The following is a 26,138-nucleotide window of genomic DNA, read 5'->3' as shown; positions in this document are numbered from 1 at the left end:
AACGGCAAAGATGACTATCTGATTTGTATGGAAAAAGTCTATGCTTATGCTGGTTATATCGCGATTAATATCTCTTCACCGAATACGCCGGGATTACGTACGCTGCAATATGGTGAGGCGTTGGATGATCTTCTGACGGCAATTAAAAATAAGCAAAATGATCTGCAAGCGATCCACCATAAATATGTTCCAGTGGCGGTTAAGATCGCACCGGATCTTTCTGTGGAAGAACTGATCCAGGTTGCTGACAGTTTAGTTCGTCATAATATTGATGGCGTAATTGCGACTAACACCACTCTCGATCGTTCTCTCGTTCAGGGAATGAAAAATTGCGATCAAATGGGTGGCCTGAGCGGTCGGCCGTTACAATTAAAAAGTACAGAAATTATTCGCCAGTTGTCTCAGGAATTAAAAGGTCAGCTGCCGATTATTGGGGTTGGTGGTATCGACTCAGTAATCGCCGCGCGTGAGAAAATAGCTGCCGGTGCTTCTCTGGTACAGATTTATTCGGGCTTTATTTTTAAAGGCCCACCGTTGATTAAAGAAATCGTCACCAATATCTGAATGCTACCTTAATCACAATCCAGGGCTTTATTTCTGGCCCTGGTTGTTTTATATTCCTTTACTGTTGCTTATTTAAACATTCTGAGCTTTTATTATTAAGGCAATAAACGAAGCGGCAAAAGGATACTGTCGTAATGGTGATGATTAAGGAAAGGAGAGAAACTGATGCGAATTAAACCCGACGATAACTGGCGCTGGTATTATGATGAAGAGCACGATCGTATGATGCTCGATTTAGCCAATGGCATGTTATTCCGTTCGCGTTTTGCTCGTAAAATGCTCACTCCGGATGCATTTTCTCCGTCGGGTTTTTGTGTTGATGACGCCGCGCTTTATTTTTCCTTTGAAGAAAAATGTCGCTACCTGGATTTAGCCAAAGAGCAAAAGGCGGAACTGGTGCTTAATGCGCTGGTGGCGATTCGTTACCTTAAACCGCAAATGCCAAAAAGCTGGCACTTTGTCGCACACGGTATTAACTGGTCGCCAGTCGTGGGGGATGCTGCTTGTGTGGATTTAAGCGATACGGATGAACAGGTAAACCTGTTAGTGGTTGAACCGGGTGAAAATGCCGCGCTTTGTCTGCTTGCACAACCTGGTGTGGTTATTGCCGGACGCACAATGCAGCTTGGCGACGCGATTAAAATAATGAATGACAGACTGAAACCGCAGGTTATTGCCGACAGTTTCAGCCTTGAACAGGCGGTTTAACTCTCCAGCCTGATTGTCGTTTTGGGAACGCAACTGCAGCACAGAATCGTCCCGTCATCCCCAATCGCTGATTTTTTCAGCGGACTAACTTCGCCTTCCAACAGTCGAATTCGACAGCATCCGCAAATTCCTGCCCGGCATGAATAGGGCACCCGGATACCCTGGTTTTCCAGCTGTTCAAGCAATACCTGCTGATTATTTCCGCGAAAGGTCTGGCCCTGCCAGTCAATAAGTACCGTGGCATCGGGCTGTTGTTCCAGTGCGGTATCGTCTGACTCCGCCGCACCGTAAGCTCTGGCGGGACCGGTTGCCAAAATCTCTACCTCATCGCCGACGCGAATAACGCCGCTGTTGCGTGCGATAAGATTCTGGCCGAAATCGACGTCGCCGTTATCCACCGCTGTCCGGAAGGTTTGCAGCGTGGCGAGCGGCTCGCCAGACGGATGTTTCTGGCCTTTTTCTGGACTAACGGTAGTGAAAATGCAGCGGCTACAGGGTTTTGCCACATCAAAAATGACGTCGCCAATGCGAATCACTTTCCAGGTGTCTTCTGCCCATGCGTCAGCCCCCGAAACCACCAGATTGGGGCGAAACTGTTCCATTTTGACGCTTGCCGGACAGCGCTGTTGCACATCGCGCAGAGATGCTTCGTTGGCCAGCAGGTAGGGATAACCATCGGCGAAGGACAAAGGAACATCAGCGTGGCGCTTCACCCGGCGTGTCAGTTGCGGACCCACCCAGCGCAACTGCACGTCACGGGAGAAAAAGCCGCTCAGCCACAGGTTGATAGCCGCTGGCGCAATACGCGCGGTAAAATGGTTTCCCCACACTTCAGTCGGCGCATCCTGGGTGGCGAAGTCTGCGAATCGCACGAGCGCGCTGCTGCCGTCTGGAGCCGTGAGATGAAGTCCATCGTGGAAAGGGGAAGGGGTAAAGCGGACCATTTGCGGGAACTGTCGGGCGGTAATGAACGTCCCGTCGGGTTCGGTAATCATAAATATACGATCCAGGGCGAGACCGCTCACGTCTGCCAGGGCGTGCGTGAGTCCAATTCCACGCATTGATTTAACCGGATGAATAAAAAGTCGGGTCAACGTTACCACTGCACAGCCCCTTGAACGAAAATAAGCCTTCAACTTTATGACATACAGCCCATATTAGCTATAATGCGCAGCAATTTTCTAGGAGTAAAAGTGACATTATGAATTCTCTGTTTGCCAGTACGGCCCGCGGGCTGGAAGAGCTGTTAAAAACTGAACTGGAAAACCTCGGCGCGCTGGAGTGTCAGGTCGTTCAGGGTGGGGTCCATTTTAAGGGCGACACGCGGCTTGTTTACCAGAGCCTGATGTGGAGCCGCCTGGCCTCGCGCATTATCCTGCCGATGGGAGAGTGCAAGGTCTACAGCGATCTTGATCTGTACCTCGGCGTTCAGGCAATCGACTGGACAGAGATATTTAATCCTGGTGCTACGTTTGCCGTCCATTTTAGCGGCCTGAACGAGACCATTCGTAACAGCCAGTACGGTGCGTTGAAGGTCAAGGATGCGATTGTCGATGCTTTTACCCGCAAAAATCTGCCGCGTCCAAATGTGGATCGTGAATCTCCGGATCTGCGAATCAACGTCTGGTTGAACAAAGATACCGCCAGCATTGCGCTCGATCTGAGCGGTGACGGTTTGCATCAGCGCGGTTATCGCGATCGCGCGGGTCAGGCGCCGATTAAAGAGACGCTGGCCGCCGCTATTGTTATGCGTTCTGGCTGGCAGCCGGGCACACCGTTACTCGATCCGATGTGCGGCTCCGGCACGCTGCTGATTGAAGCGGCGATGTGGGCAACCGATCGCGCGCCGGGCCTGCACCGCGGATACTGGGGCTTTAGCGGTTGGGCACAGCACGATGAAGCCGTCTGGCAAGAGGTTAAAGCCGAAGCTCAGGTGCGTGCGCGTAAGGGGCTTGCTGACTATACTTCGCACTTCTATGGCTCCGACAGCGATGCGCGCGTGATTGAAAAAGCGCGTAGTAACGCCCGCCGCGCAGGTATTGCCGATCTGATGACATTTGACGTTAAAGATGTCGCCAAACTGAGTAATCCACTGCCGAAGGGACCGTATGGTACGGTGATCAGTAACCCGCCCTACGGCGAACGTCTGGATAGCGAACCGGCGCTGATTGCCCTGCATAGCTTGCTGGGCCGTACGATGAAAAACCAGTTTGGCGGCTGGAATTTGTCGCTGTTCAGCGCCTCTCCGGATTTGCTCAGCAGCCTGCAATTGCGCGCTGACAAGCAGTTCAAAGCGAAAAACGGTCCGCTGGATTGCGTACAGAAAAACTATCACGTTGCAGAGACCACTGCGGACAGCAAGCCAGCCACGGTCGCGGAAGATTATGCCAATCGCCTGCGCAAAAATATCAAGAAGCTGGAAAAATGGGCGCGTCAGGAAGGAATTGAATGCTATCGCCTGTATGATGCTGACCTGCCGGAATACAACGTTGCAGTGGACCGTTACGGTGAGTGGGTCGTGGTTCAGGAATACGCTCCGCCGAAGACGGTCGATGCGCAAAAAGCACGTCAACGTCTGTTCGATATCATTGCCGCAACGTTGTCGGTCCTGGAAATCGCGCCAAATAAACTGGTGCTGAAAACCCGTGAGCGGCAGAAAGGGAAGAACCAGTATCAGAAGATGAATGAAAAGGGTGAATTCATTGAGGTAAGCGAGTACAACGCGCGCCTGTGGGTCAACCTGACAGACTATCTTGATACCGGTTTGTTCCTCGATCACCGTATTGCGCGCCGCATGCTGGGCCAGATGAGTAAAGGTAAGGATTTCCTTAACCTGTTCTCCTACACCGGCAGTGCCAGCGTTCATGCCGGGCTGGGCGGTGCGCGTAGCACCACGACGGTTGATATGTCGCGTACCTACCTGGAGTGGGCTGAGCGTAACCTGCGCCTGAACGGCCTGAGTGGTCGCGCTCACCGTTTAATTCAGGCCGATTGCCTGGGCTGGCTGCGCGATGCCAATGAACAGTTTGATCTGATTTTCATCGATCCGCCGACGTTCTCTAACTCAAAACGTATGGAAGACTCTTTTGATGTACAGCGCGATCATCTGGCGCTGATGAAAGATCTGAAACGTCTGCTGCGTAAAGACGGTACGATCATGTTCTCCAACAACAAGCGTGGGTTCCGTATGGATCTCGACGGTCTGGCTGAACTGGGATTAAAAGCACAAGAAATCACCCAAAAAACGCTTTCCCAGGATTTTGCCCGTAACCGTCAGATCCACAATTGCTGGCTGATTACCGCAGCCTGAAAGGATAAATAAATGTCATTGATCAGTATGCATGGTGCATGGCTGTCGTTCAGCGATGCGCCGCTTCTTGATAATGCAGAACTGCATATCGAAGATAACGAACGCGTCTGTCTGGTTGGCCGTAATGGCGCAGGTAAGTCGACGCTGATGAAGATCCTCAACCGTGAACAGGGTCTTGACGACGGGCGTATTATTTATGAGCAGGACCTGGTTGTGGCGCGTCTACAGCAGGATCCGCCGCGTAATGTTGAGGGCAGCGTCTATGACTTCGTTGCCGAAGGTATTGAGGAACAGGCTGAATATCTGAAGCGTTATCACGATATTTCGCGCCTGGTGATGACCGATCCCAGCGACAGAAACCTGAATGAAATGGCGCGGGTTCAGGAAATGCTCGATCACCATAATCTGTGGCAGCTCGAAAGCCGCATTAATGAAGTGCTGGCACAACTGGGACTGGATCCTAACGCCGCGCTTTCTTCGCTTTCGGGCGGCTGGCTGCGTAAGGCGGCGCTGGGCCGCGCGTTAGTGAGCAACCCGCGCGTACTGCTGCTGGATGAACCAACTAACCACCTGGATATTGAAACTATCGACTGGCTGGAAGGGTTCCTGAAATCCTTCAATGGGACAATTATTTTCATTTCCCACGACCGTTCATTTATTCGCAATATGGCGACGCGTATTGTCGATCTCGACCGCGGCAAGCTGGTGACCTATCCGGGGAACTACGATCAGTATCTGCTGGATAAAGAAGAAGCGCTGCGGGTGGAAGATCTCCAAAACGCGGAATTTGATCGCAAGCTGGCGCAGGAAGAAGTCTGGATCCGTCAGGGCATCAAAGCGCGTCGTACCCGTAATGAAGGCCGCGTGCGGGCACTGAAAGCCATGCGTCGCGAGCGTGGCGAACGTCGCGAAGTGATGGGCACGGCGAAGATGCAGGTCGAAGAGGCGAGCCGCTCTGGCAAGATTGTCTTCGAAATGGAGAATGTTGATTACCAGGTTGATGGAAAGCAACTGGTAAAAGATTTCTCCGCGCAGGTGCAACGTAGCGACAAGATTGCGCTAATTGGACCTAACGGCTGCGGTAAAACAACGCTGCTGAAGCTGATGTTAGGTCAGCTTCAGGCTGACAGCGGACGCATTCACGTCGGCACGAAGCTGGAAGTGGCGTATTTCGATCAGCACCGCGCCGAACTGGATCCGGATAAAACCGTGATGGACAACCTTGCTGAGGGTAAGCAAGAGGTGCTGGTTAACGGTAAACCTCGCCATGTGCTGGGCTACCTCCAGGATTTCCTGTTCCATCCGAAACGGGCGATGACGCCAGTACGTGCGCTCTCTGGTGGGGAACGCAATCGCCTACTGCTGGCGCGTCTTTTTCTCAAACCCAGTAATCTTTTGATTCTCGATGAACCAACGAACGATCTGGACGTCGAAACGCTGGAACTGCTTGAAGAGCTGATTGATAGCTACCAGGGCACCGTGCTGCTGGTGAGCCACGACCGTCAGTTTGTGGATAATACCGTCACCGAATGCTGGATCTTCGAAGGCGGCGGTAAAATTGGTCGTTATGTCGGCGGTTATCATGATGCCCGCAGCCAGCAATCGCAGTATGTGGCGTTTAAACAGCCAGTTGCGAAAAAAACAGAGGAAACCGTTGCTCCTAAAGCAGAAATTGTCAAACGCAGCACGAGCAAACTAAGCTATAAACTGCAGCGCGAACTGGAGCTGCTTCCCGCGCTGCTTGAAGAACTGGAAGCTAAACTGGAAGCATTACAAGCTCAGGTAGCTGACGCCGCTTTTTTCAGTCAGCCGCATGAGCAAACGCAACAGGTATTAGCTAATCTGAACGAAGCTGAACAAGAACTTGAGCAAGCCTTTGAGCGCTGGGAGTATCTTGAGTCTTTGAAGAACGGCGCATAATTTAAAGGAGCACATATGTGCGAACATCACCATGCCGCGAAGCATATTCTGTGCTCGCAGTGTGACATGCTGGTGGCGTTACCTCGCCTTGAGCATGGTCAGAAAGCGGCATGTCCACGATGTGGCACTACGTTAACGGTTGAGTGGGACGCGCCACGGCAGCGTCCTACTGCCTATGTGTTAGCAGCATTATTTATGCTGCTTTTGTCAAACCTCTTTCCCTTTGTGAATATGAATGTTGCGGGGGTGAGCAGCGAAGTGACGCTGCTGCAAATCCCCAGCGTTCTCTTTTCGGAAGATTACGCCAGCCTCGGTACCTTCTTTATCTTATTCGTTCAGTTGGTTCCCGCTTTTTGCTTGTTGACCATTTTGCTGTTGGTGAATCGGGTTCATATGCCTGAGCGGCTTAAAACATGGCTGGCGCGTATTTTGTTTCAGTTAAAAAGCTGGGGAATGGCAGAAATTTTCCTCGCGGGCGTGCTGGTGAGCTTTGTTAAGCTGATGGCCTACGGCGATATCGGTGTGGGCAGCAGCTTCATCCCGTGGTGCATGTTTTGTATGCTCCAGTTGCGGGCTTTTCAGTGTGTGGATCGCCGTTGGCTGTGGGATGATATTGCCCCTATGCCAGCCATTAAGCAGGAATTAAAGCCTGGTGTGCCCGGCATCCGACAAGGATTGCGTTCTTGTTCCTGCTGCACCGCTATTCTTCCGGCAGACGAGCTGGTATGCCCACGCTGTCAGACGAAAGGTTATGTGCGGCGTAAAAACAGTCTGCAATGGACATTGGCATTACTGTTTACGTCGATCATGCTTTATCTTCCTGCCAATATTCTGCCGATCATGATCACCGATCTGCTCGGGTCAAAGCTGCCTTCAACGATACTCGAGGGCGTGGTTTTAATCTGGAGCGAAGGCTCTTACCCGGTGGCTGCGGTTATCTTTATCGCCAGTATTATGGTGCCGACGTTGAAAATGATCGCCATTGCCTGGCTGTGTTGGGATGCCAAAGGGCACGGCAAACGCGACAGTGAACGAATGCATTTAATTTATGAGGTTGTAGAATTTGTCGGTCGCTGGTCAATGATCGACGTTTTTGTAATTGCCGTACTCTCCGCGCTGGTGCGCATGGGAGGGTTAATGAACATTTATCCTGCAATGGGTGCTTTGATGTTTGCTTTAGTCGTCATTATGACAATGTTTTCTGCGATGACATTTGATCCCCGTCTGTCGTGGGACCGTGAACCAGATCATGAGGAGTCCTGACAGCATGGAATCTAAAAGTGGGGAAGCCAAAGTGCAAAAGGTAAAAAACTGGTCGCCCGTGTGGATATTCCCTATAGTCACTGCCCTCATTGGCGCATGGGTCCTGTTTTATCATTACAGTCATCAGGGGCCACAAGTCACGCTGATTACCACCAATGCCGAAGGTATTGAAGGGGGCAAAACGACCATTAAGAGCCGCAGCGTGGATGTCGGCATCGTCGAGAGCGCAACCCTGACTGATGATTTGACCCATGTGGAAATTAAAGCTCGTCTTAACTCCGGAATGGAAAAGCTGCTGCATAAAGATTCTGTCTTTTGGGTGGTGAAGCCGCAGGTTGGACGTGAAGGTATCAGTGGGCTCGGCACGCTATTGTCCGGGGCTTATATTGAACTGCAGCCAGGCAATAAAGGCAGCAAGCTGGAAAATTACCAACTGCTGGATTCACCGCCGCTGGCACCGCCAGATGCGAAAGGGATCCGTGTGATTCTGGACAGCAAAAAAGCCGGTCAGTTGAGCCCGGGCGACCCGGTACTGTTCCGTGGTTATCGTGTAGGTTCGGTTGAAACCAGCACATTTGATGCGCAAAAGCGTACGATTAGCTATCAGCTATTTATCAATGCGCCTAACGATCGTCTGGTGACCAGCAATGTGCGTTTCTGGAAGGACAGTGGGATCGCCGTGGATCTTACTTCGGCAGGTATGCGCGTGGAAATGGGATCTCTCTCCACGCTGTTTGGCGGTGGCGTAAGTTTTGATGTGCCAGAAGGGCTGGAACAAGGCGAACCGGTCGCACAACAGTCTGCGTTTAATCTTTATGACGACCAAAAAAGTATTCAGGATTCACTGTATACCGATCATATTGATTACCTGATGTTCTTTAAAGATTCAATTCGTGGCCTGCAGCCCGGCGCGCCACTGGAATTCCGTGGCATCCGTTTGGGTACGGTAAGTAAAGTACCTTTCTTCTCACCGAATATGCGTCAGGTCTTCAACAATGATTACCGCATTCCGGTGCTGGTACGTATCGAACCAGAACGTCTGAAGGCACAGCTGGGAGAAGATACTGATGTTGGCGCTCATCTGGCAGAATTGCTTAAACGCGGCTTACGGGCATCGCTGAAAACCGGGAACCTGGTGACTGGCGCTCTGTATGTCGATCTCGACTTCTACCCGAAAGAACCGCCGATTACCGGTGTGCGCGAATTTAATGGTTATCAAATTATTCCGACCGTGAGCGGTGGTCTGGCGCAGATCCAGCAGCGACTGATGGAAGCGCTGGATAAGATTAACAATCTGCCGTTGAACCCGATGATTGAGCAGGCGACCAATACGTTGTCGGAAAGCCAGCGTACGATGAAGCATCTGCAAACCACGCTGGACAACATGAATAAGATCACGTCCAGTCAGTCGATGCAGAATCTTCCGGCGGATATGCAGAACACGCTGCGCGAACTGAACCGTAGTATGCAGGGCTTCCAGCCGGGGTCCGCCGCCTACAACAAGATGGTGGCGGATATGCAGCGTCTTGATCAGGTGCTGCGAGAACTGCAACCGGTACTGAAAACGTTGAACGATAAGAGCAATGCGCTGGTATTTGAAGCGAAGGACAAAAAAGATCCAGAGCCGAAGAGGGCGAAACAATGAAAAAGTGGCTAGTGGCGATGATGGCGGTCTGGCTGACGTCATGCAGCTCCAGCGGAGAAAATAAAAGCTATTACCAGCTTCCTATCGCGCAAGGGGGCGTACAGAGCTCAGCTAACCAGGGTAACCGTCTGCTGTGGGTTGAACAGATTGCGGTCCCGGACTATCTGGCGGGTAATGGGGTGGTTTACCAGACCAGCGATGTGCAATATGTGATAGCGAATAATAATCTCTGGGCCAGCCCATTAGATCAGCAATTGCGCAATACCCTGGTTACGAACCTCAGTATGCAGTTGCCTGGCTGGGTTGTCGCTTCGCAGCCGCTGGGAAGCACTCAGGACACGTTGAACGTCACTGTGACCGGCTTCCACGGTCGGTACGATGGTAAGGTCATCGTGAGCGGTGAATGGCTGCTGAATCACCAGGGGCAGTTGATCAAGCGTCCATTCCACATCGAAGCTGTACAGACTAAAGACGGCTACGATGAGATGGTGAAGGTTCTGGCCAACGCCTGGAGCCAGGAAGCGACGGCAATGGCTCAAGAGCTGAAACGCATCCCTTAAGCTTAAATAATTGTAAATTATGCCGCCCCTGGTTCATTGCCCGGGGCGGTTTTTTTTATTTTTTTAGCCGTGGAGATAGCTGTTCTGACAGACTATTTTTGTACAAATGATTTTGCGGGTAGCTCACAAATATGACACTGGCGTGAATTTTGCGCATTGACGAGCCTGATGTTTAGGGGTATTCGTTTTAGTGTGATTGCACACTTAGTAATCACTGTTTTCTTTTCCACCAGACCCAAAAGATGAGGGAAACGAGGCATGAAGAGACAAAAACGAGATCGCCTGGAACGGGCACATCAACGTGGATATCAGGCCGGCATTGCCGGACGATCAAAAGAAATGTGTCCCTATCAGACGCTGAATCAGAGGTCATACTGGCTGGGAGGCTGGCGAGAAGCCATGGGGGATAGGGTTTTAATGGCCTGATTCTGTCTCTTTAGATAAAAGAAACCTCCGCAGAGCGGAGGTTTCGCCTTTTTGCCCACCAGACAAGACGAATAAACGTTAATGTCTGGCGGCTACGCTGACCGGGATTAGAACGCGGAAGTGTCCTGGAACAGACCCACTTTCAGATCGTTTGCGGTATAGATCAGACGACCATCAACCAGCACTTCACCATCAGCCAGGCCCATGATCAGGCGACGATTAACGATGCGTTTGAAGTGAATGCGGTAAGTCACTTTTTTCGCAGTCGGCAGAACCTGGCCGGTGAATTTAACTTCGCCTACGCCCAGCGCGCGGCCTTTACCTTCGCCGCCCAGCCAGCCGAGATAGAATCCAACCAGCTGCCACATGGCATCCAGACCCAGGCAGCCCGGCATCACCGGATCGCCGATAAAGTGGCATCCGAAGAACCACAGGTCCGGGTTGATATCCAGTTCAGCTTCAACATAACCTTTGTCAAAGTTGCCGCCGGTTTCGGTCATCTTGATGACACGGTCCATCATCAGCATGCTTGGTGCAGGCAGTTGTGGCCCTTTTGCGCCAAACAGCTCACCGCGACCAGAGGCAAGAAGGTCTTCTTTTGTATAGGATTCGCGTTTATCTACCATGTTCTCTGTAAGCCTTATTTTATTGAAGCACGCAGGATAGCTAACACGTGTACGCTGAACAAGTCCGATCAGTTCGGAATAATCCAGTTCAGCCAACGTAGCGGCCAGGGAAAACGGTGACGACCTTCCTGCTGCGTTGCCGTAGCAATACGCTCCTGGATAGTTTGCATCAGCGTTGTCTGGCCTTCACCATCCCACACCAGATTTAATAACAGTGGCAGCGCATCGGTCACGTCGTCCACCGCCCAGATAGTGAATTTTTCTTCTTCTACGGCCTGTAGCAGTGCGGGATGCAGGCTCAGGTGTCTGACATTCGCTGAAGGAATGATAACGCCCTGTGTGCCTGTCAGCTCACGCTGCTGACAGATGGCGAAGAAGCCTTCAATTTTCTCGTTCAGACCACCAACAGGTTGTGCCCGACCAAACTGATCGACAGAACCGGTAATGGCGATGCTTTGATTAACAGGAACGTCGGCGAGGGCGCTAATCAATGCGCAAAGTTCTGCCATGGATGCGCTGTCGCCGTCCACTTCGCTATAGGATTGCTCAAAGGTCAGCGAGGCAGAGAAGGGGATTTGCTGTTCAAGCTGGAGTTCCGACATCAGGAACGCCTGCATAATCATCATACCCTTCGCATGAATATTTCCGCCAAGCTCGGCTTTGCGCTCAATATCCGTAAATTCGCCGTCGCCAATATGAACCACACAGCTGATACGAGAAGGCTCACCAAACGCGCGGGGGTGGCCAGGAAATTCAATCACCGACAGGGCGTTGATTTGACCAATACGCTCGCCTTCCGTCTCGATCAGGATCTGTTCTTGCAGGATCTCATCCTGCATTCGTTCGGCGAGGAAACCTTCCCGCCATTCACGCTGGGTCAGCATCAGGCTGAACTGCTCAGCGTTGCAGGTTTCGCTCTCGCATAACGGGGCCACTTCTTTGAACTGCCGGGTGATCCACAGCGGGTTAAGCGGCAATGTATCCTGTTCGCCGGTATAACGAACGGCTTCACGGATCAGCACTTGCCATGCATCAGGGGCCGGGTAGGGCAAATTGTTGCGCGTAGCGGTATGTGTTACCCACTGACACCACTGCGTCATGGTTTCGGCATCCACTATCTGCAGATTATCTTCAAACTCGCTATAAATAGCCTGCTCAGCCAGCTCCGGCTCCATGTCCTGGAAGTCTGCCAGTGATTCACGTTCACCGACTAATACCACTTTGAGTTTAAGCGGCATAGGTGGAACGGAGACAGGCAGCGGGCGAGACTCATCAAAAGCTACCCAGTCAAAACGCTCGTGGCTGACAATGGCTTTCAGGCGCATCCACAGCAGCGGTTGGGCCAGTAGCGTGCGCAACGAAATAACCAGCACACCACCGTTGGCCTGATGCACAAGGCCTGGCTGTAGGGTAATTTCGCCGTTGAACTGACGCAGACAGCCAAACAGTTGTTCGGCTTCAACCCAGTCAGCGCAGACTACCTGGGTTAATGTCGCAAAATTGTCTTCTGCTCTCTCAGCTGTACGATAGCGGATAGTGTGACCGGAGATATCATAATGACCTCCGGTGAGACTTCCGGCATCAGAGTGCAGAGGCCGCGCGGCCTCTGCAATAAGGTTGATGTACTCAAGCTCTTCCGGCGCTTTTACCAGCATGAACGAAGACGTCGTCCAGAGCTGAAGAAGCTGCTCCAGCGCAAATTGTAAACGTGGCTGAGTATCACTAAGTAAGGTATCGGTGTCGTCAGTGACGTGCGGCTGTGCAAATACTTCCTGATAACTATCGGTGTCAGGAACCAGATCACGCCATGCAAGTTTCGTAATGGTCAAAGTTGATGTTTTTTAGTCTGTTGTAAAAAACGAGATTATACCGTAACCATCATCACTGCACACGTGGAAAGCGCTGTGAAACGAATGCGATGACGCGCGACAGTTCACAGGCTGGATATTCTTTTCTTCAGATGCCGAAAAAGCTGATATTCTGATAAGAGTTACACGGTAACATTGAGATCGCAATGAAATATCAACAACTTGAAAACCTTGAAAGCGGCTGGAAATGGAAGTATCTGGTGAAGAAGCATCGTGAGGGGGAATTAATCACCCGTTACGTAGAGGCCAGCGCTGCCGAAGAAGCCGTTGATTTGTTGCTAACCCTCGAAAATGAACCGGTTCGGGTCAATACCTGGATTGAAGAACACATGAACTCTGCGTTGCTAAATCGTATGAAACAAACCATACGGGCGAGGCGTAAGCGGCACTTTAACGCGGAGCATCAGCATACGCGAAAGAAATCTATCGATCTGGAATTTATGGTCTGGCAGCGCTTAGCGGGGCTTGCGCAGCGGCGCGGCAAAACGCTTTCTGAAACCATTGTGCAACTGATTGAAGACGCAGAGCATAAAGAGAAGTACGCGAATAAAATGTCGACCTTGAAGCAGGATTTACAGGCGCTGCTGGGAAAAGAATAACCACAGAGTGGCTAAATGTGTTGTGTACAGGCGTGCTTTGATTGATAAAAAAGTGAAAAAAAACCCCGCAAAGCGGGGTTTTTTTATAAGACGATAACTTAAGCCTGAGGCTGAGTTACAACGTCTTTGATACCTTTAACTTCGATCTCAACACGACGATCCGGAGCCAGGCAGTCGATCAGTGCAGCGCGAGCTTTCACGTTGTCACAGGTGTTGCCAGTAACCGGGTTGGATTCGCCCATGCCACGTGCAGAGATTTTGTCAGAAGGAATACCTTTAGAGATCAGGTAATCAACAACGGACTGAGCACGTTTCTCGGACAGACCCTGGTTGTAAGCGTCAGAACCGATGCGGTCAGTGAAGCCCAGAACCACTACGGAACCGTCTTTCGGATCCAGGTTGCTCAGCTGGCTGTACATCTGATCCAGAGCCTGCTGGCCTTCTGGTTTCAGAGTTGCTTTGTTGAAGTTGAACAGAACGTCAGACTTCAGAGTGAAGTGTTTGGTCTGTACTTCCGGAGCCGGAGCCGGAGCAACAACTACTGGAGCTGCTTCTTCCTGCTGACCGAAACGGTAGGAAACACCAACGCTCAACAGACCGTTATCCGGACGACCGCCAACGGTGTTCGCGTCACCGATGTTGTTGGTCCACTGGTATTCCAGACGGGTAGCGATTTCAGGAGTAATTGCATACTCTACGCCACCTGCGAATACTGGGGAAACACCAGTGTCGTGGTCTTTGAAGCCTTCGTTGTTTTTAGCGTCTGCACGCCAAACCATACCACCCAGACGGGTGTAAACGTCCAGATCGTCAGTGATTGGGTAACCCAGTTTAGCGGTCAGCTGAACGCCCTGAGCTTTGAAAGCGCCGTTATTGTAGGGATCATTGGCGGCGCCTTTGTACGGCATACGACCTAACCAGTCGTAACCCATTTCGAAACCAACGTACGGGTTAACCTGATAACCACCGAACGCACCAGCACCCAGTTGGCTTTCGTGGGTAGGACCGGAGTTGTTGATCTGGTTGTTACCAATATCATGGTACTGAGACCAGCCCAGTTTAGCACCAGTGTACCAGGTGTTATCTTTCGGAGCGGCCTGCGCCACGGTAGCGAAACCAGCCAGTGCCACTGCAATTGCGATAGCTGTCTTTTTCATTTTTTGCGCCTCGTTATCATCCAAAATTCGCCATGAATATCTCCGAAGAGAGATAACACGGTTAAATCCTTCACCCGGGGACCAGTTCAATAGTTACTCTACCGATATCTGCGGCTTATGCCGAGCACCCCTGGCGATGTAAAGTCTACAACGTAGTTGAAAACTTACAAGTGTGAAGTCCGTCAGGCATATGAAAAAAAAAGGCTTGTGTACACATTATTTAACATTTATAGATGAATAAATGTACTGAGGATTTCCTGAAAACCGCTTCAGACAGGCCTTCAGCCGGAAAACGCGTTACAGCTCAATGGCAAATTAAAACATGAAAAAAAATTCCAGGATAATTCCTAATTTTACTCAATGATACAAATTCGAGTGAATTTTTAGCCCGGAATGCTGTCTCCCCGCAAGTGTCTGAGCGCGAACAGGACGCATGATAAATCCCATCGCATTACCTTCATCTGCCGCTTTTACCAGCTCGGCATGTTCATCTTCGGTTAATTCTTCTGTCAACCAGCCGATGACGACGCTGTAGTTACCCGTGCGCAGCGCACGAACCATCGATTCCAGCGTATTGCAGGGGGAGAGCTGGCTGATTTGCATGACTTTGGTCAATGGAAGCCCGGCCGACTGCACCCACTCACGGCTTAATTTTTGCTGAGGCGTCAGCCACAGCTGCCAGCGTGATTGTTGCCCTAACTGTTGCAGCAGGGGAAGCAGCAGGAGCTGCGTCATCATGGGCTGGTCCTCGCGATAGACCACTTCACTGATAAGCCCAGCGGTAGCGTTCTCTGCTGAAACGCGCGCAATGCTGCTCGATGCGGAAGAGAACGACGAAGAACGATTTGCATAACCTGAAGTGTACATAATCAATCCAGCCCTGTGAGTTACTGTATGGATATACAGTAACCCCACCATCAATAAAGATCAACCTTATTTTCGGAAACAGGTTCGCAATTTTTAGTCATCATCACGGGAAAAATAAAATTCATCTTGCCCCATACGCATAAGTTGCCTATTTTCGTCATTAACGGATCTGCTACTGCAAATTATTTGCTTACGTTATGATTTAAAAGGATTTTTATGAAAGAAAAGTCTTATGCAAGAATCTATAAATCACAAGAATATCTGGCTTCTCTGGGAACAATTCACTACCGCTCACTGTTTGGCAGCTATAGTCTGACGGTTGGTGATACGGTCTTTGCCATGGTTGCCAGCGGTGAGTTATATCTTCGCGCCTGTGAGCAGAGCGCCCAGTACTGTGTAAAAAATTCTCCTGTCTGGCTAACATTTATCAAGCGCGGGCGTCCGGTTGTACTCAATTATTACCAGGTGAACGATACCCTGTGGCAGAACCAGCAGCAGTTAGTGTCGCTATCACAATTTTCACTCGATGCAGCCGTTAAGGAAAAACAGAGTCGCTTTGCACAACATCGCCTGCGGGAATTACCGAATATGACGTTTCATCTCGAGACCTTGCTAAATGAAGCAGGAATTACGGATGAGGGGACATTGCGATCGCTGGGAGCTCAGATGTGCTGGTTGAAACTTCGGCAAAATAACCCTGCCTTAACGGTAAAAATACTCTATGCCCTTGAAGGGGCGGTTGACGGGGTGCATGAAGCCGCGCTCCCGGCGACGCGTCGCCAGGAGCTGGTGGAGTGGGTGAGTTCTCTTACGCCGGAACCGGGGTATTAGATGGCAGCACAGCAATTTGTTGCTGTAATCGCCGAATCTCCGGGAGCAGGGCAATCAGTAACCCAACTTGCTGTACGACCAGCGGCTCTTTACTGTCCGGACGTGGCTCGAGATGCTGAATTCGCTGCTTCAGATCTTCCAGCGCCTGGTATACGCGCTGCTCATCAGCAGGTTGATGGTGAAGCGCATCATCTACATAGCAGACGGCATCATCCAGCAATGCCAGGACGTCAGGATTGGTTAACTGCTCGCGATGTGCGCCGAGGGCGGAAATATAGCTGGTAAACGTATGGTTAAGACACAGCAAGCGGAACGCCGTTTCGCGTGTTTGGGCCGTGACATCCGGTTCACTCGACATGTTCGACACCACCGAAGCAAGTTCCGCATCACGATTGTGCGCGTCACGGCGGGCGATACGGTATGCCAGACGATTATCACGCCCCTGATGATATTGTTCGAGAATAGCATCAAGATAACGACAGTTAGCGTCAGTGGCCCGTTCAATCACTCGCGGCAGATTCCGAAAACGCCAGTCTGGCCAGATAAAGCTGACAGCAGCCCAGGCGATGGCACAGCCGATCAACGTATCGATGACGCGCGGAAGTGCAACTTCAAAACCTTCACCGAGCAGGTTAAAGCACAGCAGCACCAGCAGCGTGATAAACATGGTGGCATGCGCGTACTGGACGTTACGAAAGGCAAAAAACAACACGCCGGTGATCACCAGAAGGATCAATTGCCCTTCGAGAGAAGGTACAAACCACAGGATCGGTAACCCAATGGCGATCCCGACTAATGTGCCGATAATCCTTAGTGCCAGACGATGTCGGGTGGCGTTGTAGTTTGGCTGGCAGACAAACAGACTGGTCAACAGGATCCAGTACCCGTGGTTCATTCCGGTTATCTGGATAATGGCATAGCCGACGCAGAGCACCAGCGACATGCGAACAGCATGACGAAACAGGGCGGACTCAGGCGTGAAATTACGGCTCAGGCGCAACCAGATATCACTGAACCCATGCGGGCTGTCATCGGCAAGCTGATTTTCAGACTCATTGCGCGAAAGTACCTGAGCCTGTTCGGACTCAATGGTAGCCAACTGGGCATCAATGGCCCGCAGGTTTGACAGCAAAAATCCCAACGTGTTGAGCAGGTCGGCAGGCTCACCACTCGCGCGCATGCGCTCAAGTGCAGCATCAATATGGGTGAAGACGCGCTCAAAGTGCGGATCGTGCTGATAAGGCGTGCGTAATAAAATACAGCGAGACAGTTGCGAACACGCTTGCCCCTGCATCGACATCAGGCGCTGGAAGCGGAACATCACGTCGCTGTGGCGGAAATGGTCGCGCAGCGTTTGATATTGAATATGCGAGGAGCTTGCGCGTTCGTGAATATCCTGCGCCACAAAATAGTAATGTAGCGTGCGACGTGTTCCTCGCTGTCCGCGGTCGCCGCGCAGGCGGGTCAGCAGTGACACCTTTGTCTGGTTTAGAGTCGCCATCAGTTGCCCATTCGCAAGAGCTAGATCATACAACGGCGCCTGGCTTTCATCTTCTATGTCGGGATCAAAAAGACGCGATTTCAGTTCCAGATAGTGCGCTAACTGTTCATAGCTACGCGCCAGATTGTCCTGCAACGGGCGAATAGGGAACAGAAGATGTCCGGTCAGGGTTAACAGGTTGTACCAAATGGCGCCCGCGAGCAGCAGGATCGGTTGCTGATACCACTGATCGTAAAGCGAGGTGCCGAGCATCGTGTAAATGGCGATCAGCAACGCGCCAAAGGCGATGGTTGCATAGCGCTGCCCTAATCCCCCCAGCAGTATAAAGCCGCTGGTGGAGAGCGTTAACCCAAGGGCAAACAGCCATGGCCATGGGAAGAGCAGTTCGACCGAGGCCGAGGCAATGAAAAAGCACACCAGCGTGATGATCAAATTGCGCAGGCGACCTGCAAGACGATCGTCCAGGTCAGTAAGCGCGGCTGCGACCATACCCAGCGTGAGCGGGATGGTCAGCTTAACGTCACCCAGCCACCAGGGCAGCGCTGTTGTGCCGCAAAGCGCGATAAAAATCCGCACGTAGTACAGCCAGGTGCTGTTCCAGGTATAGCGTTTGAGCAGAGGACTTAACATAAAGGCCATCGGTCCTGATTATTCGAAGCGACGACGCGCGTTGGCTTCACGCGCTGCGCGAGCAACTTCAACTGACACTACCCGGCGACCCACCGGCCACAGTGCAATCGCCGCGATTTTGAAATTCGCAATGCCAACCGGGATACCAATAATCGTAATGCACTGGGCAATACCGGAGACAATGTGCATCAGGCACAACCACCAGCCGAAGAAAATCAGCCAGAAAATATTGAGCACGGTGCCTCCGGTATTCAACAGGACGTTTTTGCCCGCTGGATTAAGCTCATCGACATGAATCGCTTCGTTACCGTAGGGAAACAGCGAGAGTCGGGTAATTTCCCAGCATGAGCGGGTCAGGGGGAGAGTAAAAATCAGCACAATACTGACCAGCGTAGCCAGTAACCAGGCTAAGGTGGTGGCGAATCCCCCGAGCACAAAATTTAAAATATTCAGAACAGTACGCATAAACTCTCGGTTAACTCTGGTTTTCTGTGAATTCGGCAATTGTAACGTTTTTTTGGGCTGGAGCACGTTTTCTCTGGCGGTTACACTGATAAGCAAACCTCTTCGTGTGGATCCGCTTGAGTCTTATGGAACTGAAAGCAACTTCTCTTGGAAAACGTCTGGCACAACACCCTTACGATCGGGCCGTTATTCTCAATGCCGGGATTAAGGTTTCCGGCGATCGTCACGAGTATCTTATTCCCTTCAATCAGTTACTGGCTATTCATTGTAAACGCGGCCTGGTATGGGGTGAGCTGGAGTTTGTGCTCCCGGATGATAAGGTAGTACGTCTTCACGGTACTGAATGGGCAGAAACCCAGCGCTTCCATCACCATTTGAATTCGCTCTGGCAGCAGTGGAGTCAGGAAATGAGCGACGTCGCTGCGGGAGTTTTACAGCAGCAGTTGGAGGCGATCGCCACCCGCACCAGTGAGAATAAATGGCTGACGCGCGAACAGACGTCAGGACTACAGCAGCAGATCCGCCGCGCCTTTGCCGCATTGCCGCTCCCGATCAACCGGCTGGAAGAATTTGAAAATTGCCGTGAGGCGTTACGTCAATGTCAGGCATGGTTGAAGGACATTGAAGCTTGTCGCTTACAGCACAACCAGGCGTATACCGATGCCATGCTGGAAGAACATGCCGATTTTTTCCAGCAAATTGAGTCCTCGCCGCTGAATCCGGCCCAGGCGCGGGCGGTGGTGAACGGCGAACAATCATTACTGGTTCTTGCGGGGGCCGGAAGCGGCAAAACATCCGTATTGGTCGCCCGTGCGGGCTGGCTACTTGCGCGAGGGGAAGCGGCGGCCGAACAAATCCTGCTGCTGGCGTTTGGACGCAAAGCGGCCCAGGAGATGGACGATCGCATCCGTGAACGTCTGCATACGGAAGAGATCACCGCGAGGACGTTTCATTCACTGGCGTTGCACATTATTTCTCAGGGGAGCAAAAAAGTCCCGACGGTTAGCAAGCTGGAAAATGATGTTGCCGCGCGTAGCAAACTTTTTATCACGGCCTGGCGTCAACAGTGCAGTGAGAAAAAGGCACAAGCTAAAGGTTGGCGACAATGGTTAGAAGAAGAGATGCAATGGTCTGTACCCGAGGGTAACTTCTGGGATGACGAAAAATTACAGCGCCGGTTGGCTTCCCGGCTGGATCGTTGGGTTAGCCTGATGCGTATGCATGGCGGAGCGCAGGCGGAGATGATCGCCAATGCTCCGGAGGAGATTCGCGATCTTTTCAGTAAACGCATTAAGCTGATGTCTCCCCTGCTCAAGGCCTGGAAGGGCGCCCTGAAGGATGAGAATGCCGTCGATTTTTCCGGGTTGATTCATCAGGCTATTGTCATTCTGGAAAAAGGCCGGTTTATCAGTCCGTGGAAACACATTCTGGTCGACGAATTTCAGGACATTTCTCCTCAGCGTGCCGCCCTGTTAGCCGCACTGCGCAAGCAAAACTCACACACTACGCTGTTCGCCGTAGGGGATGACTGGCAGGCAATTTACCGGTTTAGCGGAGCACAGCTTTCGTTGACCACCGCATTCCAGCAAAACTTCGGTGAGGGCGACCGTTGTAATCTGGATACGACTTACCGTTTTAATAGCCGCATTGGTGAAGTTGCAAACCAGTTTATCCAGCAAAACCCTCATCAGCTTACGAAACCGCTCAACAGTCTGATGGCAGGCGATAAAAAAGCCGTCACGTTGCTCGATGAAAGCCAGTTGGATCTGCTACTGGATAAGCTGTCGGGATTTGTGAAGGCAGAAGAGAGAATTCTTGTGCTGGCGCGATACCATCATCTGAAACCTGCCAGTCTGGAGAAAGCTGCCACCCGTTGGCCTAAGCTACAGCTGGATTTCATGACTATCCATGCCAGTAAAGGACAGCAGGCAGATTACGTTATTGTTGTGGGGCTTCATGATGGGAATGATGGTTTTCCCGCTCCGGCCCGCGAGTCGATTATGGAAGAGGCGTTGCTTCCGGCGGTGGAGGATTTCCCGGATGCTGAAGAGAGACGCTTGCTGTATGTGGCGCTAACGCGGGCACGGCATCGGGTATGGCTGCTGTTTAATAAAGAAACACCGTCGTGCTTTGTTGATGAGCTTAAACAACTGGATGTTCCGGTAGCAAGAAAACCCTGAATAGCAGGCGGCAATTGCCGCCTGCCCGGCGTTTATTTGAGGCGCTCTGCCAGATAGCGGGCGTAATCTGGGATCAAGATGTCCGTTGCATCGTTGAAGTTTGGCGACTGGATAATAAAATCGGCGGTCGACACGTTGGTGGCAACCGGAATGTTCCATACCGTCGCCAGACGCAGCAGGGCTTTGACATCAGGATCGTGAGGTACGGCGTTCAGCGGGTCCCAGAAGAAAATCAGCACATCAATTTTCCCTTCTGAAATCAGCGCGCCCACCTGCTGGTCACCCCCCATCGGACCGCTCAGCATGGCGTTGACGTCCATTCCCGTCGCGCGTTGGATTAAGTTTCCCGTTGTTCCTGTGGCGTACAGAACGTGCTTTTCCAGCAACGGCTGGTGGCGTTCCACCCAGCTCATCAACATCTTTTTACAGTGATCGTGTGCAACCAGCGCAATATGTTTACGCGCTGGCAATGTGCGAGTTGTTAATTCCATAGTACAGCTCCCAAGTTAACCTGGTTACAGAGTACTGGAAGCTCTTGACGCTGCAAGAGAAAGACAAAAAAAATGCGTATGCGAACATAAATGTCATGAAGGAGGCTGTTTCTGAGCCCATTGCAAAAAGTTACTTCGCGTTTGTGCGTCGGCCTGCTGGTACCAATATTTTAAGCGCTGTTCGGTCAGCGTTTGCGACTGAGGCGGCACGCGATCCAGTTCAGATACCCCGGAAAGCAGCGAGCTGTCATCGGCCATCATCGTAGCAAACTGCGGTAATGACGCATGTTTAGCCGCTTTGTTATAGCGTTCAGTTTCCATTTCATAATTCACGATTTTCGCTGTGGATGTGATTGACAAAATATCCAGCTTGACGGGGATAGGCATGGAGTCCCCATCCAGCAATTCCACGCGTGGAGCGTCATCAAAATGCGCTGTGTCCCGCTCATTGTTCAGACGCGGGAGGTGAAAATTAACCTGGCTGACGAGTTGGGTATCAAAGCTGATGACCAGCGGAGGCGAAATATACAGACGTTCTTCGTGGCTGGACAAGCGAATGGTTTTTTCTACGCGAAATACGAGCTGGTGGCGACCATTTTCCAGCTCGATACTGTCGGCGCCACGCAGTAATGAGCTGGAAACTTTTTTTCCGTCCAGCACCAAAAGGTCAATATCATTAGACAGGCGTAATGAGGTAGCAAAAACGGTTACCGGCAAACACAGGGCAATTAAGGCTGTCACAATGCCGGCTTTCATAGGTTTCTCCTGTCCAGAAAATAGCTGCAAACATGTATCTAAATTTTTCGATAATCACGTTTACTAACATATAGACATATTTTTGAGTTTAGCTCTCATACGCCAGTATGGGATGAATGGTTGCGGGGGCAGGTTTGTCGTACACTTTGTTAAACAGCTTGGAGGAACACGATGAAAGAGACCGATATTGCTGGCATTTTGACATCTACCCGTACGATTGCACTGGTTGGCGCAAGCGATAAACCCGATCGCCCAAGCTATCGCGTGATGAAGTATTTACTCGATCAGGGCTATCACGTTATTCCCGTTTCACCGAAGGTTGCCGGGAAAATGCTGCTGGGGCAGCAGGGCTATGCAACGCTGGCGGATGTGCCAGAGAAAGTGGATATGGTCGATGTCTTCCGTAATTCTGAAGCGGCGTGGGGCGTCGCTCAGGAGGCTATCGCCATTGGCGCGAAGACGCTATGGATGCAGCTTGGCGTAATTAACGAGCAGGCGGCCGTGCTGGCGCGTGATGCGGGGCTGACGGTGGTGATGGATCGTTGCCCGGCGATTGAGATCCCGCGACTGGGACTGGCGAAGTAAAGTTTGACTGTCGCCGAATGAAACGCACAGGCCCGATAAGCGAAGCGCCATCGGGCCTGTGTTAGTATCAATTACGCAGGCGCGGAGCCTGAAGCTGTTTACGGATTGTGCGCGCCAGTTCATCCATTGACGGTTGCTCCGGATGTTCTTCCTGTAGCTCGCTACTCAGTTGCGCTTCGGCCAGATACGTATGCACTGGCAGACCATTATCGTCTTCCATCACCACGTGATACCAGGGAGCGGCGCGAAGTTCGCTGTTAACCGCCAACTCATCGGCTGACGGCTCATCAAGCGAATATTCCGGGTCGATATCCACGACCACTCCGAGGTAACCTAACAGGGAATGGCGGACCTGCTGGCCGATACCGAATTTGCTGGCAATCATAGTCACCTCCCGGGAAATACATACCCTCTATGTAAGGGTAATATTCCACTTTTCAAGTTACATGATGCGACAGGCAAACCCTTTCAGATACAGCCCTTCCGGGTAGGTAGCGATCACCGGATGATCGGCGGCCTGACGGAACTGCTCTATAAATTGTACATCACGACCAGCATCTATTGCGGCATCAGCGATGATTTTCTGAAATAAATCGGTCGTCATCAGCCCGGAGCAGGAAAATGTCAGCAGTACGCCGCCTGGGTTCAGCAACTGAATAGCCAGCATATTGATGTCCTTATAACCGCGGCAGGCGCCCATCAACTGGCTTTTGTTTTCGACAAATTTCGGCGGATCCATCACGATGACATCAAATTTCTCACCGCGATCGCGATAGGCGCGCAGCAGTTTGAACACATCATCTCGCACGAACTCGGCTTTACTCAGAGCCAGCTTGTTCAGTTCCACGTTCTGGCGGGCAATATCGAGAGCTTCCTGAGAGGTGTCGACGCTGACCACCTGACGGCATCCGCCCATTAATGCTGAGACCGCAAAGCCGCCGGTATAGGAGAAACAGTTCAGGACACGCTGGTTTTCCACATAACGACGCGTCGCCAGGCGGCTATCGCGTTGATCGAGGTAATAGCCGGTTTTGTGACCGTGCTGAATATCAACCAGCAGCTTCATCCCGTGTTCTTCGATAGGCAGCAGAGCAGGCGGCAGTTCGCCCGTGACGGGCCCTTGGGTCAGCGCCATACCTTCTTTTTTACGCACGGCCACATCGCTACGGTCATAAATAGCGCAGTCCGGGAAAACAATTTGCAGAGCACTAATCAGCGCGGCGCGTTGGTATTCAGCCCCCGCGCTGAGCAACTGCAATACCAGGAAGTTGCCGAAGCGGTCAATAGTGACACCCGGCAGGCCGTCGGATTCTCCGGCGATCAGACGGTAGCTGTCCAGACCGTCCTTTTTCGCCAGCCAGTCACGCCATGTCAGCGCCTTCTGCAGACGACGGGTAAAGAAATCAATGTCGATGGATTCAGACTTATCGAAGGTCCAGACGCGCGCACGGATCTGCGACGCCGGAGAGAACGCACCGCGCGCTATCCATTTCCCCTGGTGGTCAACAATATCAACGGTTTCACCGAGGTTGGCTTTACCTTCCATACGTGCGACCGCACCGGAAAATACCCATGGATGGCGGCGAAGTAATGATTTTTCGCGCCCCTTGGCTAACACTAAACGAGGATAATGTGGAATTGTAGATTCAGTCATGCGGAGCAACCTCTCACAAACAGTGACGCGGGTTGGATGAAAGTACCAACCTGAAACCATTAAAATAAAATGGCGCGTAGAGTAGCACAGATGATGAGGTCAATCATCAGCGTCTGGCGCTACTGCATGATGGTGTGGCGGGGCCTCTGCTTATCGAGCGACGGTTTGATCTCACTGAACAGGTGCGACAACTTATTCAGTTATCCCCTGCTAATCTATGGACAGATCAGGAGATTGCCGGTCATCTGTCCATCGGTACCTGTTCTTTCATTTATGTTGATAAGGAGAACCCCAATGTCGAAAGTCTGCATCATTGCCTGGGTCTATGGCCGGGTTCAGGGGGTAGGATTTCGCTACACCACCCAGCATGAGGCGCAACGGCTGGGGTTGACCGGTTATGCGAAGAATATGGATGACGGCAGCGTAGAAGTTGTCGCCTGTGGTGAAAGCGAGCGGGTGGAACAACTGATGAAGTGGTTGAAAGCCGGAGGACCGCGCAGCGCCAGGGTTGATCGGGTTCTCAGCGAACCGCACCGCCCTGGCGACGAGCTAAAGGGATTTAGTATCCGCTATTAAATACATTTCACCGGTTTCGGCAGGCCGGCAATTTTAGTTGCCTGCTTAGCTGGGCCTTTCGGAAACAGGCGATAGAGATAACGGCTGTTGCCTTTTTCTTCGCCAAACTTGTTGGCCATGGCTTTTACCAGCATGCGGATAGCGGGGGAGGTATTAAACTCCAGATAAAACTCGCGAACGAAACGCACCACTTCCCAGTGTTCGGGGGAGAGAACGATACCTTCGTTTTCGGCGATTTTCTCCGCCAGCGGCTCGCTCCATTGCGTGGTGTCTTTCAGATAGCCTTCGCTATCGGTCTCAATTTCATGGCCTGCAAAAATGAACATAGTGCTCTGTCGATAAAGTAAAAACCGCCCTTAGTTTAGCAAATAAGGGGCGGCGTGAGAAACCTCGACCTACAGAAGAAGCTGTAGCAGATTGTTGGCATTAAGCTTCTTCAGCGCGTTGCATTTATACGTCGAAACCTGTTTTTCGCTAATCTGCGTCATATGCGCAACATGTTTTACCGATTGACCGTTAACCAGCCTGTCGAGAACATTGAACTCCATGCCAGTCAGGCAGCAATTCAGACTGCGTACCCGACGGGGCTCTTTAGCAAGCAGATACGCCGCATCCACGACGGCAATTCTGTCATCAATGATATGTAAGGTCAGCGTGGCAAAACGCTTTCGTAAATGCGTGGCCAGTGCCCAGCCTTTTTCATTGCACACCAGATAAACCGTTCCCTCCCAGCGCCTGGCCTCCAGTTGAAGCAGAATGTCGACCAGCGCCAGATGCGTCCTCGCGACGGAAAAGCGGCAACGCACAACGAGGGTGTCGCAGGCCAACAGCGAACGGTGCCACTGTAACGCGCCACTCTCAACTTGAGTGTGAGCGTTACGGCGCAGAAGGGCGTAGCGCAACCCTTCGGCATAAAAACGATTATTATCAAGAATGACGTAATTCACGGCGGCCTC

Annotated in this window: 26 protein-coding genes and 1 pseudogene; 14 read left to right on the top strand and 13 right to left on the bottom strand. The window is 51.6% G+C overall.

Translation table 11 applies throughout. The features are described 5' to 3' along the window. Nucleotides 1-564, top strand: a 564-nt coding sequence (gene pyrD, locus OGV65_RS07750) for a dihydroorotate dehydrogenase (quinone) (protein ID WP_286454806.1), incomplete at its 5' end; no start/stop codon positions are given. Nucleotides 565-729: 165 nt separating this feature from the next. Beyond that, nucleotides 730-1,272, top strand: a complete 543-nt coding sequence (zapC, locus tag OGV65_RS07745; RefSeq protein ID WP_016152473.1) for a cell division protein ZapC — start codon at nt 730-732, stop codon at nt 1,270-1,272. On the opposite strand, the gene OGV65_RS07740 is transcribed toward zapC, so the two are convergent. Continuing rightward, entirely contained in the window at nt 1,269-2,375 is a 1,107-nt protein-coding gene (locus OGV65_RS07740; RefSeq protein ID WP_049283224.1) for a YcbX family protein, read from the bottom strand. The genes zapC and OGV65_RS07740 overlap by 4 nt on opposite strands. A gap of 98 nt (nt 2,376-2,473) precedes the next feature. On the opposite strand from OGV65_RS07740, the gene rlmKL reads away from it, so the two are divergent. From rlmKL to rmf, 6 genes are all read left to right on the top strand, one after another. Further along, a complete protein-coding gene (rlmKL, locus tag OGV65_RS07735; protein WP_016152475.1) occupies nt 2,474-4,582 on the top strand; it encodes a bifunctional 23S rRNA (guanine(2069)-N(7))-methyltransferase RlmK/23S rRNA (guanine(2445)-N(2))-methyltransferase RlmL in 2,109 nt (702 codons plus the stop codon). A gap of 12 nt (nt 4,583-4,594) precedes the next feature. Then, complete coding sequence (locus OGV65_RS07730; protein WP_016152476.1) at nt 4,595-6,502, top strand: ABC transporter ATP-binding protein; 1,908 nt, start codon at nt 4,595-4,597, stop codon at nt 6,500-6,502. A gap of 15 nt (nt 6,503-6,517) precedes the next feature. Next, on the top strand, nt 6,518-7,765 hold the full coding sequence (pqiA, locus tag OGV65_RS07725; RefSeq protein ID WP_016152477.1) for a membrane integrity-associated transporter subunit PqiA: 1,248 nt from the start codon (nt 6,518-6,520) through the stop codon (nt 7,763-7,765). Nucleotides 7,766-7,769: 4 nt separating this feature from the next. Next, nucleotides 7,770-9,410 (top strand): intermembrane transport protein PqiB, encoded by a 1,641-nt coding sequence (pqiB, locus tag OGV65_RS07720; protein ID WP_286454805.1) that lies wholly within the window; start codon nt 7,770-7,772, stop codon nt 9,408-9,410. Further along, nucleotides 9,407-9,970, top strand: a complete 564-nt coding sequence (pqiC, locus tag OGV65_RS07715) for a membrane integrity-associated transporter subunit PqiC (protein WP_016152478.1) — start codon at nt 9,407-9,409, stop codon at nt 9,968-9,970. Before pqiB ends, pqiC begins: the two co-directional genes overlap by 4 nt. 258 nt (nt 9,971-10,228) lie before the next feature. Beyond that, complete coding sequence (gene rmf, locus OGV65_RS07710) at nt 10,229-10,396, top strand: ribosome modulation factor (protein ID WP_003035871.1); 168 nt, start codon at nt 10,229-10,231, stop codon at nt 10,394-10,396. A 107-nt stretch (nt 10,397-10,503) separates the two neighbouring features. Here rmf and fabA read toward each other — a convergent pair whose 3' ends face one another. Continuing rightward, a complete protein-coding gene (gene fabA, locus OGV65_RS07705; protein ID WP_003035875.1) occupies nt 10,504-11,022 on the bottom strand; it encodes a bifunctional 3-hydroxydecanoyl-ACP dehydratase/trans-2-decenoyl-ACP isomerase in 519 nt (172 codons plus the stop codon). A 68-nt stretch (nt 11,023-11,090) separates the two neighbouring features. Next, nucleotides 11,091-12,851 (bottom strand): AAA family ATPase, encoded by a 1,761-nt coding sequence (locus OGV65_RS07700; RefSeq protein WP_286454803.1) that lies wholly within the window; start codon nt 12,849-12,851, stop codon nt 11,091-11,093. A 185-nt stretch (nt 12,852-13,036) separates the two neighbouring features. Here OGV65_RS07700 and matP point away from each other — a divergent pair, with 185 nt between their 5' ends. Next, entirely contained in the window at nt 13,037-13,489 is a 453-nt protein-coding gene (gene matP / locus OGV65_RS07695) for a macrodomain Ter protein MatP (RefSeq protein ID WP_016152480.1), read from the top strand. A 98-nt stretch (nt 13,490-13,587) separates the two neighbouring features. Here the strand turns inward: matP and ompA are convergent, their stop codons facing one another. Both ompA and sulA read right to left on the bottom strand, forming a co-directional pair. Then, on the bottom strand, nt 13,588-14,646 hold the full coding sequence (gene ompA, locus OGV65_RS07690) for a porin OmpA (RefSeq protein ID WP_181635758.1): 1,059 nt from the start codon (nt 14,644-14,646) through the stop codon (nt 13,588-13,590). 357 nt (nt 14,647-15,003) lie between these two features. After that, on the bottom strand, nt 15,004-15,513 hold the full coding sequence (gene sulA, locus OGV65_RS07685) for an SOS-induced cell division inhibitor SulA (protein ID WP_032931135.1): 510 nt from the start codon (nt 15,511-15,513) through the stop codon (nt 15,004-15,006). 216 nt (nt 15,514-15,729) lie between these two features. Here sulA and OGV65_RS07680 point away from each other — a divergent pair, with 216 nt between their 5' ends. After that, entirely contained in the window at nt 15,730-16,344 is a 615-nt protein-coding gene (locus OGV65_RS07680) for a TfoX/Sxy family DNA transformation protein (RefSeq protein ID WP_103766104.1), read from the top strand. On the opposite strand, the gene yccS is transcribed toward OGV65_RS07680, so the two are convergent. Together yccS and OGV65_RS07670 are read right to left on the bottom strand one after the other, a co-directional pair. Next, complete coding sequence (gene yccS / locus OGV65_RS07675; RefSeq protein ID WP_016152484.1) at nt 16,322-18,475, bottom strand: YccS family putative transporter; 2,154 nt, start codon at nt 18,473-18,475, stop codon at nt 16,322-16,324. The genes OGV65_RS07680 and yccS overlap by 23 nt on opposite strands. Nucleotides 18,476-18,493: 18 nt before the next feature. Next, nucleotides 18,494-18,940, bottom strand: coding sequence for a YccF domain-containing protein (locus tag OGV65_RS07670; protein ID WP_016152485.1), 447 nt, complete (start codon nt 18,938-18,940; stop codon nt 18,494-18,496). A 125-nt stretch (nt 18,941-19,065) separates the two neighbouring features. Between OGV65_RS07670 and helD the strand changes: the two genes are divergently transcribed. Then, entirely contained in the window at nt 19,066-21,120 is a 2,055-nt protein-coding gene (gene helD, locus OGV65_RS07665; RefSeq protein ID WP_200107608.1) for a DNA helicase IV, read from the top strand. A 32-nt stretch (nt 21,121-21,152) separates the two neighbouring features. On the opposite strand, the gene mgsA is transcribed toward helD, so the two are convergent. After that, nucleotides 21,153-21,611, bottom strand: coding sequence for a methylglyoxal synthase (gene mgsA, locus OGV65_RS07660; RefSeq protein ID WP_016152487.1), 459 nt, complete (start codon nt 21,609-21,611; stop codon nt 21,153-21,155). A 93-nt stretch (nt 21,612-21,704) separates the two neighbouring features. Beyond that, complete coding sequence (csgI, locus tag OGV65_RS07655; protein ID WP_016152488.1) at nt 21,705-22,367, bottom strand: curli synthesis inhibitor; 663 nt, start codon at nt 22,365-22,367, stop codon at nt 21,705-21,707. 171 nt (nt 22,368-22,538) lie between these two features. Between csgI and OGV65_RS07650 the strand changes: the two genes are divergently transcribed. Beyond that, nucleotides 22,539-22,952: a CoA-binding protein gene (locus OGV65_RS07650; RefSeq protein WP_016152489.1), complete on the top strand. Its 414-nt coding sequence runs from the start codon at nt 22,539-22,541 to the stop codon at nt 22,950-22,952. 67 nt (nt 22,953-23,019) lie between these two features. Here the strand turns inward: OGV65_RS07650 and hspQ are convergent, their stop codons facing one another. Together hspQ and rlmI are read right to left on the bottom strand one after the other, a co-directional pair. Next, nucleotides 23,020-23,337, bottom strand: coding sequence for a heat shock protein HspQ (gene hspQ / locus OGV65_RS07645; RefSeq protein WP_016152490.1), 318 nt, complete (start codon nt 23,335-23,337; stop codon nt 23,020-23,022). A gap of 57 nt (nt 23,338-23,394) precedes the next feature. Beyond that, nucleotides 23,395-24,606: a 23S rRNA (cytosine(1962)-C(5))-methyltransferase RlmI gene (rlmI, locus tag OGV65_RS07640; protein WP_286454802.1), complete on the bottom strand. Its 1,212-nt coding sequence runs from the start codon at nt 24,604-24,606 to the stop codon at nt 23,395-23,397. 113 nt (nt 24,607-24,719) lie between these two features. Between rlmI and OGV65_RS07635 the strand changes: the two are divergent. Together OGV65_RS07635 and yccX are read left to right on the top strand one after the other, a co-directional pair. Continuing rightward, nucleotides 24,720-24,866 (top strand): annotated as a pseudogene (locus OGV65_RS07635) (AraC family transcriptional regulator); the annotation flags it as partial. Nucleotides 24,867-24,900: 34 nt separating this feature from the next. After that, a complete protein-coding gene (gene yccX, locus OGV65_RS07630; RefSeq protein ID WP_016152492.1) occupies nt 24,901-25,182 on the top strand; it encodes an acylphosphatase in 282 nt (93 codons plus the stop codon). Here yccX and tusE read toward each other — a convergent pair. Together tusE and OGV65_RS07620 are read right to left on the bottom strand one after the other, a co-directional pair. After that, nucleotides 25,179-25,508, bottom strand: a complete 330-nt coding sequence (tusE, locus tag OGV65_RS07625; protein WP_016152493.1) for a sulfurtransferase TusE — start codon at nt 25,506-25,508, stop codon at nt 25,179-25,181. The genes yccX and tusE overlap by 4 nt on opposite strands. 69 nt (nt 25,509-25,577) lie before the next feature. Then, on the bottom strand, nt 25,578-26,129 hold the full coding sequence (locus OGV65_RS07620; RefSeq protein WP_016152494.1) for a LuxR C-terminal-related transcriptional regulator: 552 nt from the start codon (nt 26,127-26,129) through the stop codon (nt 25,578-25,580). Between the last annotated feature and the right edge of the window lie 9 nt (nt 26,130-26,138).

It is taken from the genome of Citrobacter sp. Cb004, from assembly GCF_030337065.1.
Taxonomy (GTDB): domain Bacteria; phylum Pseudomonadota; class Gammaproteobacteria; order Enterobacterales; family Enterobacteriaceae; genus Citrobacter; species Citrobacter braakii.
The sequence above is the reverse complement of the archived record's forward strand: the minus strand, read 5'-3'. Positions and strand labels throughout refer to the sequence as shown.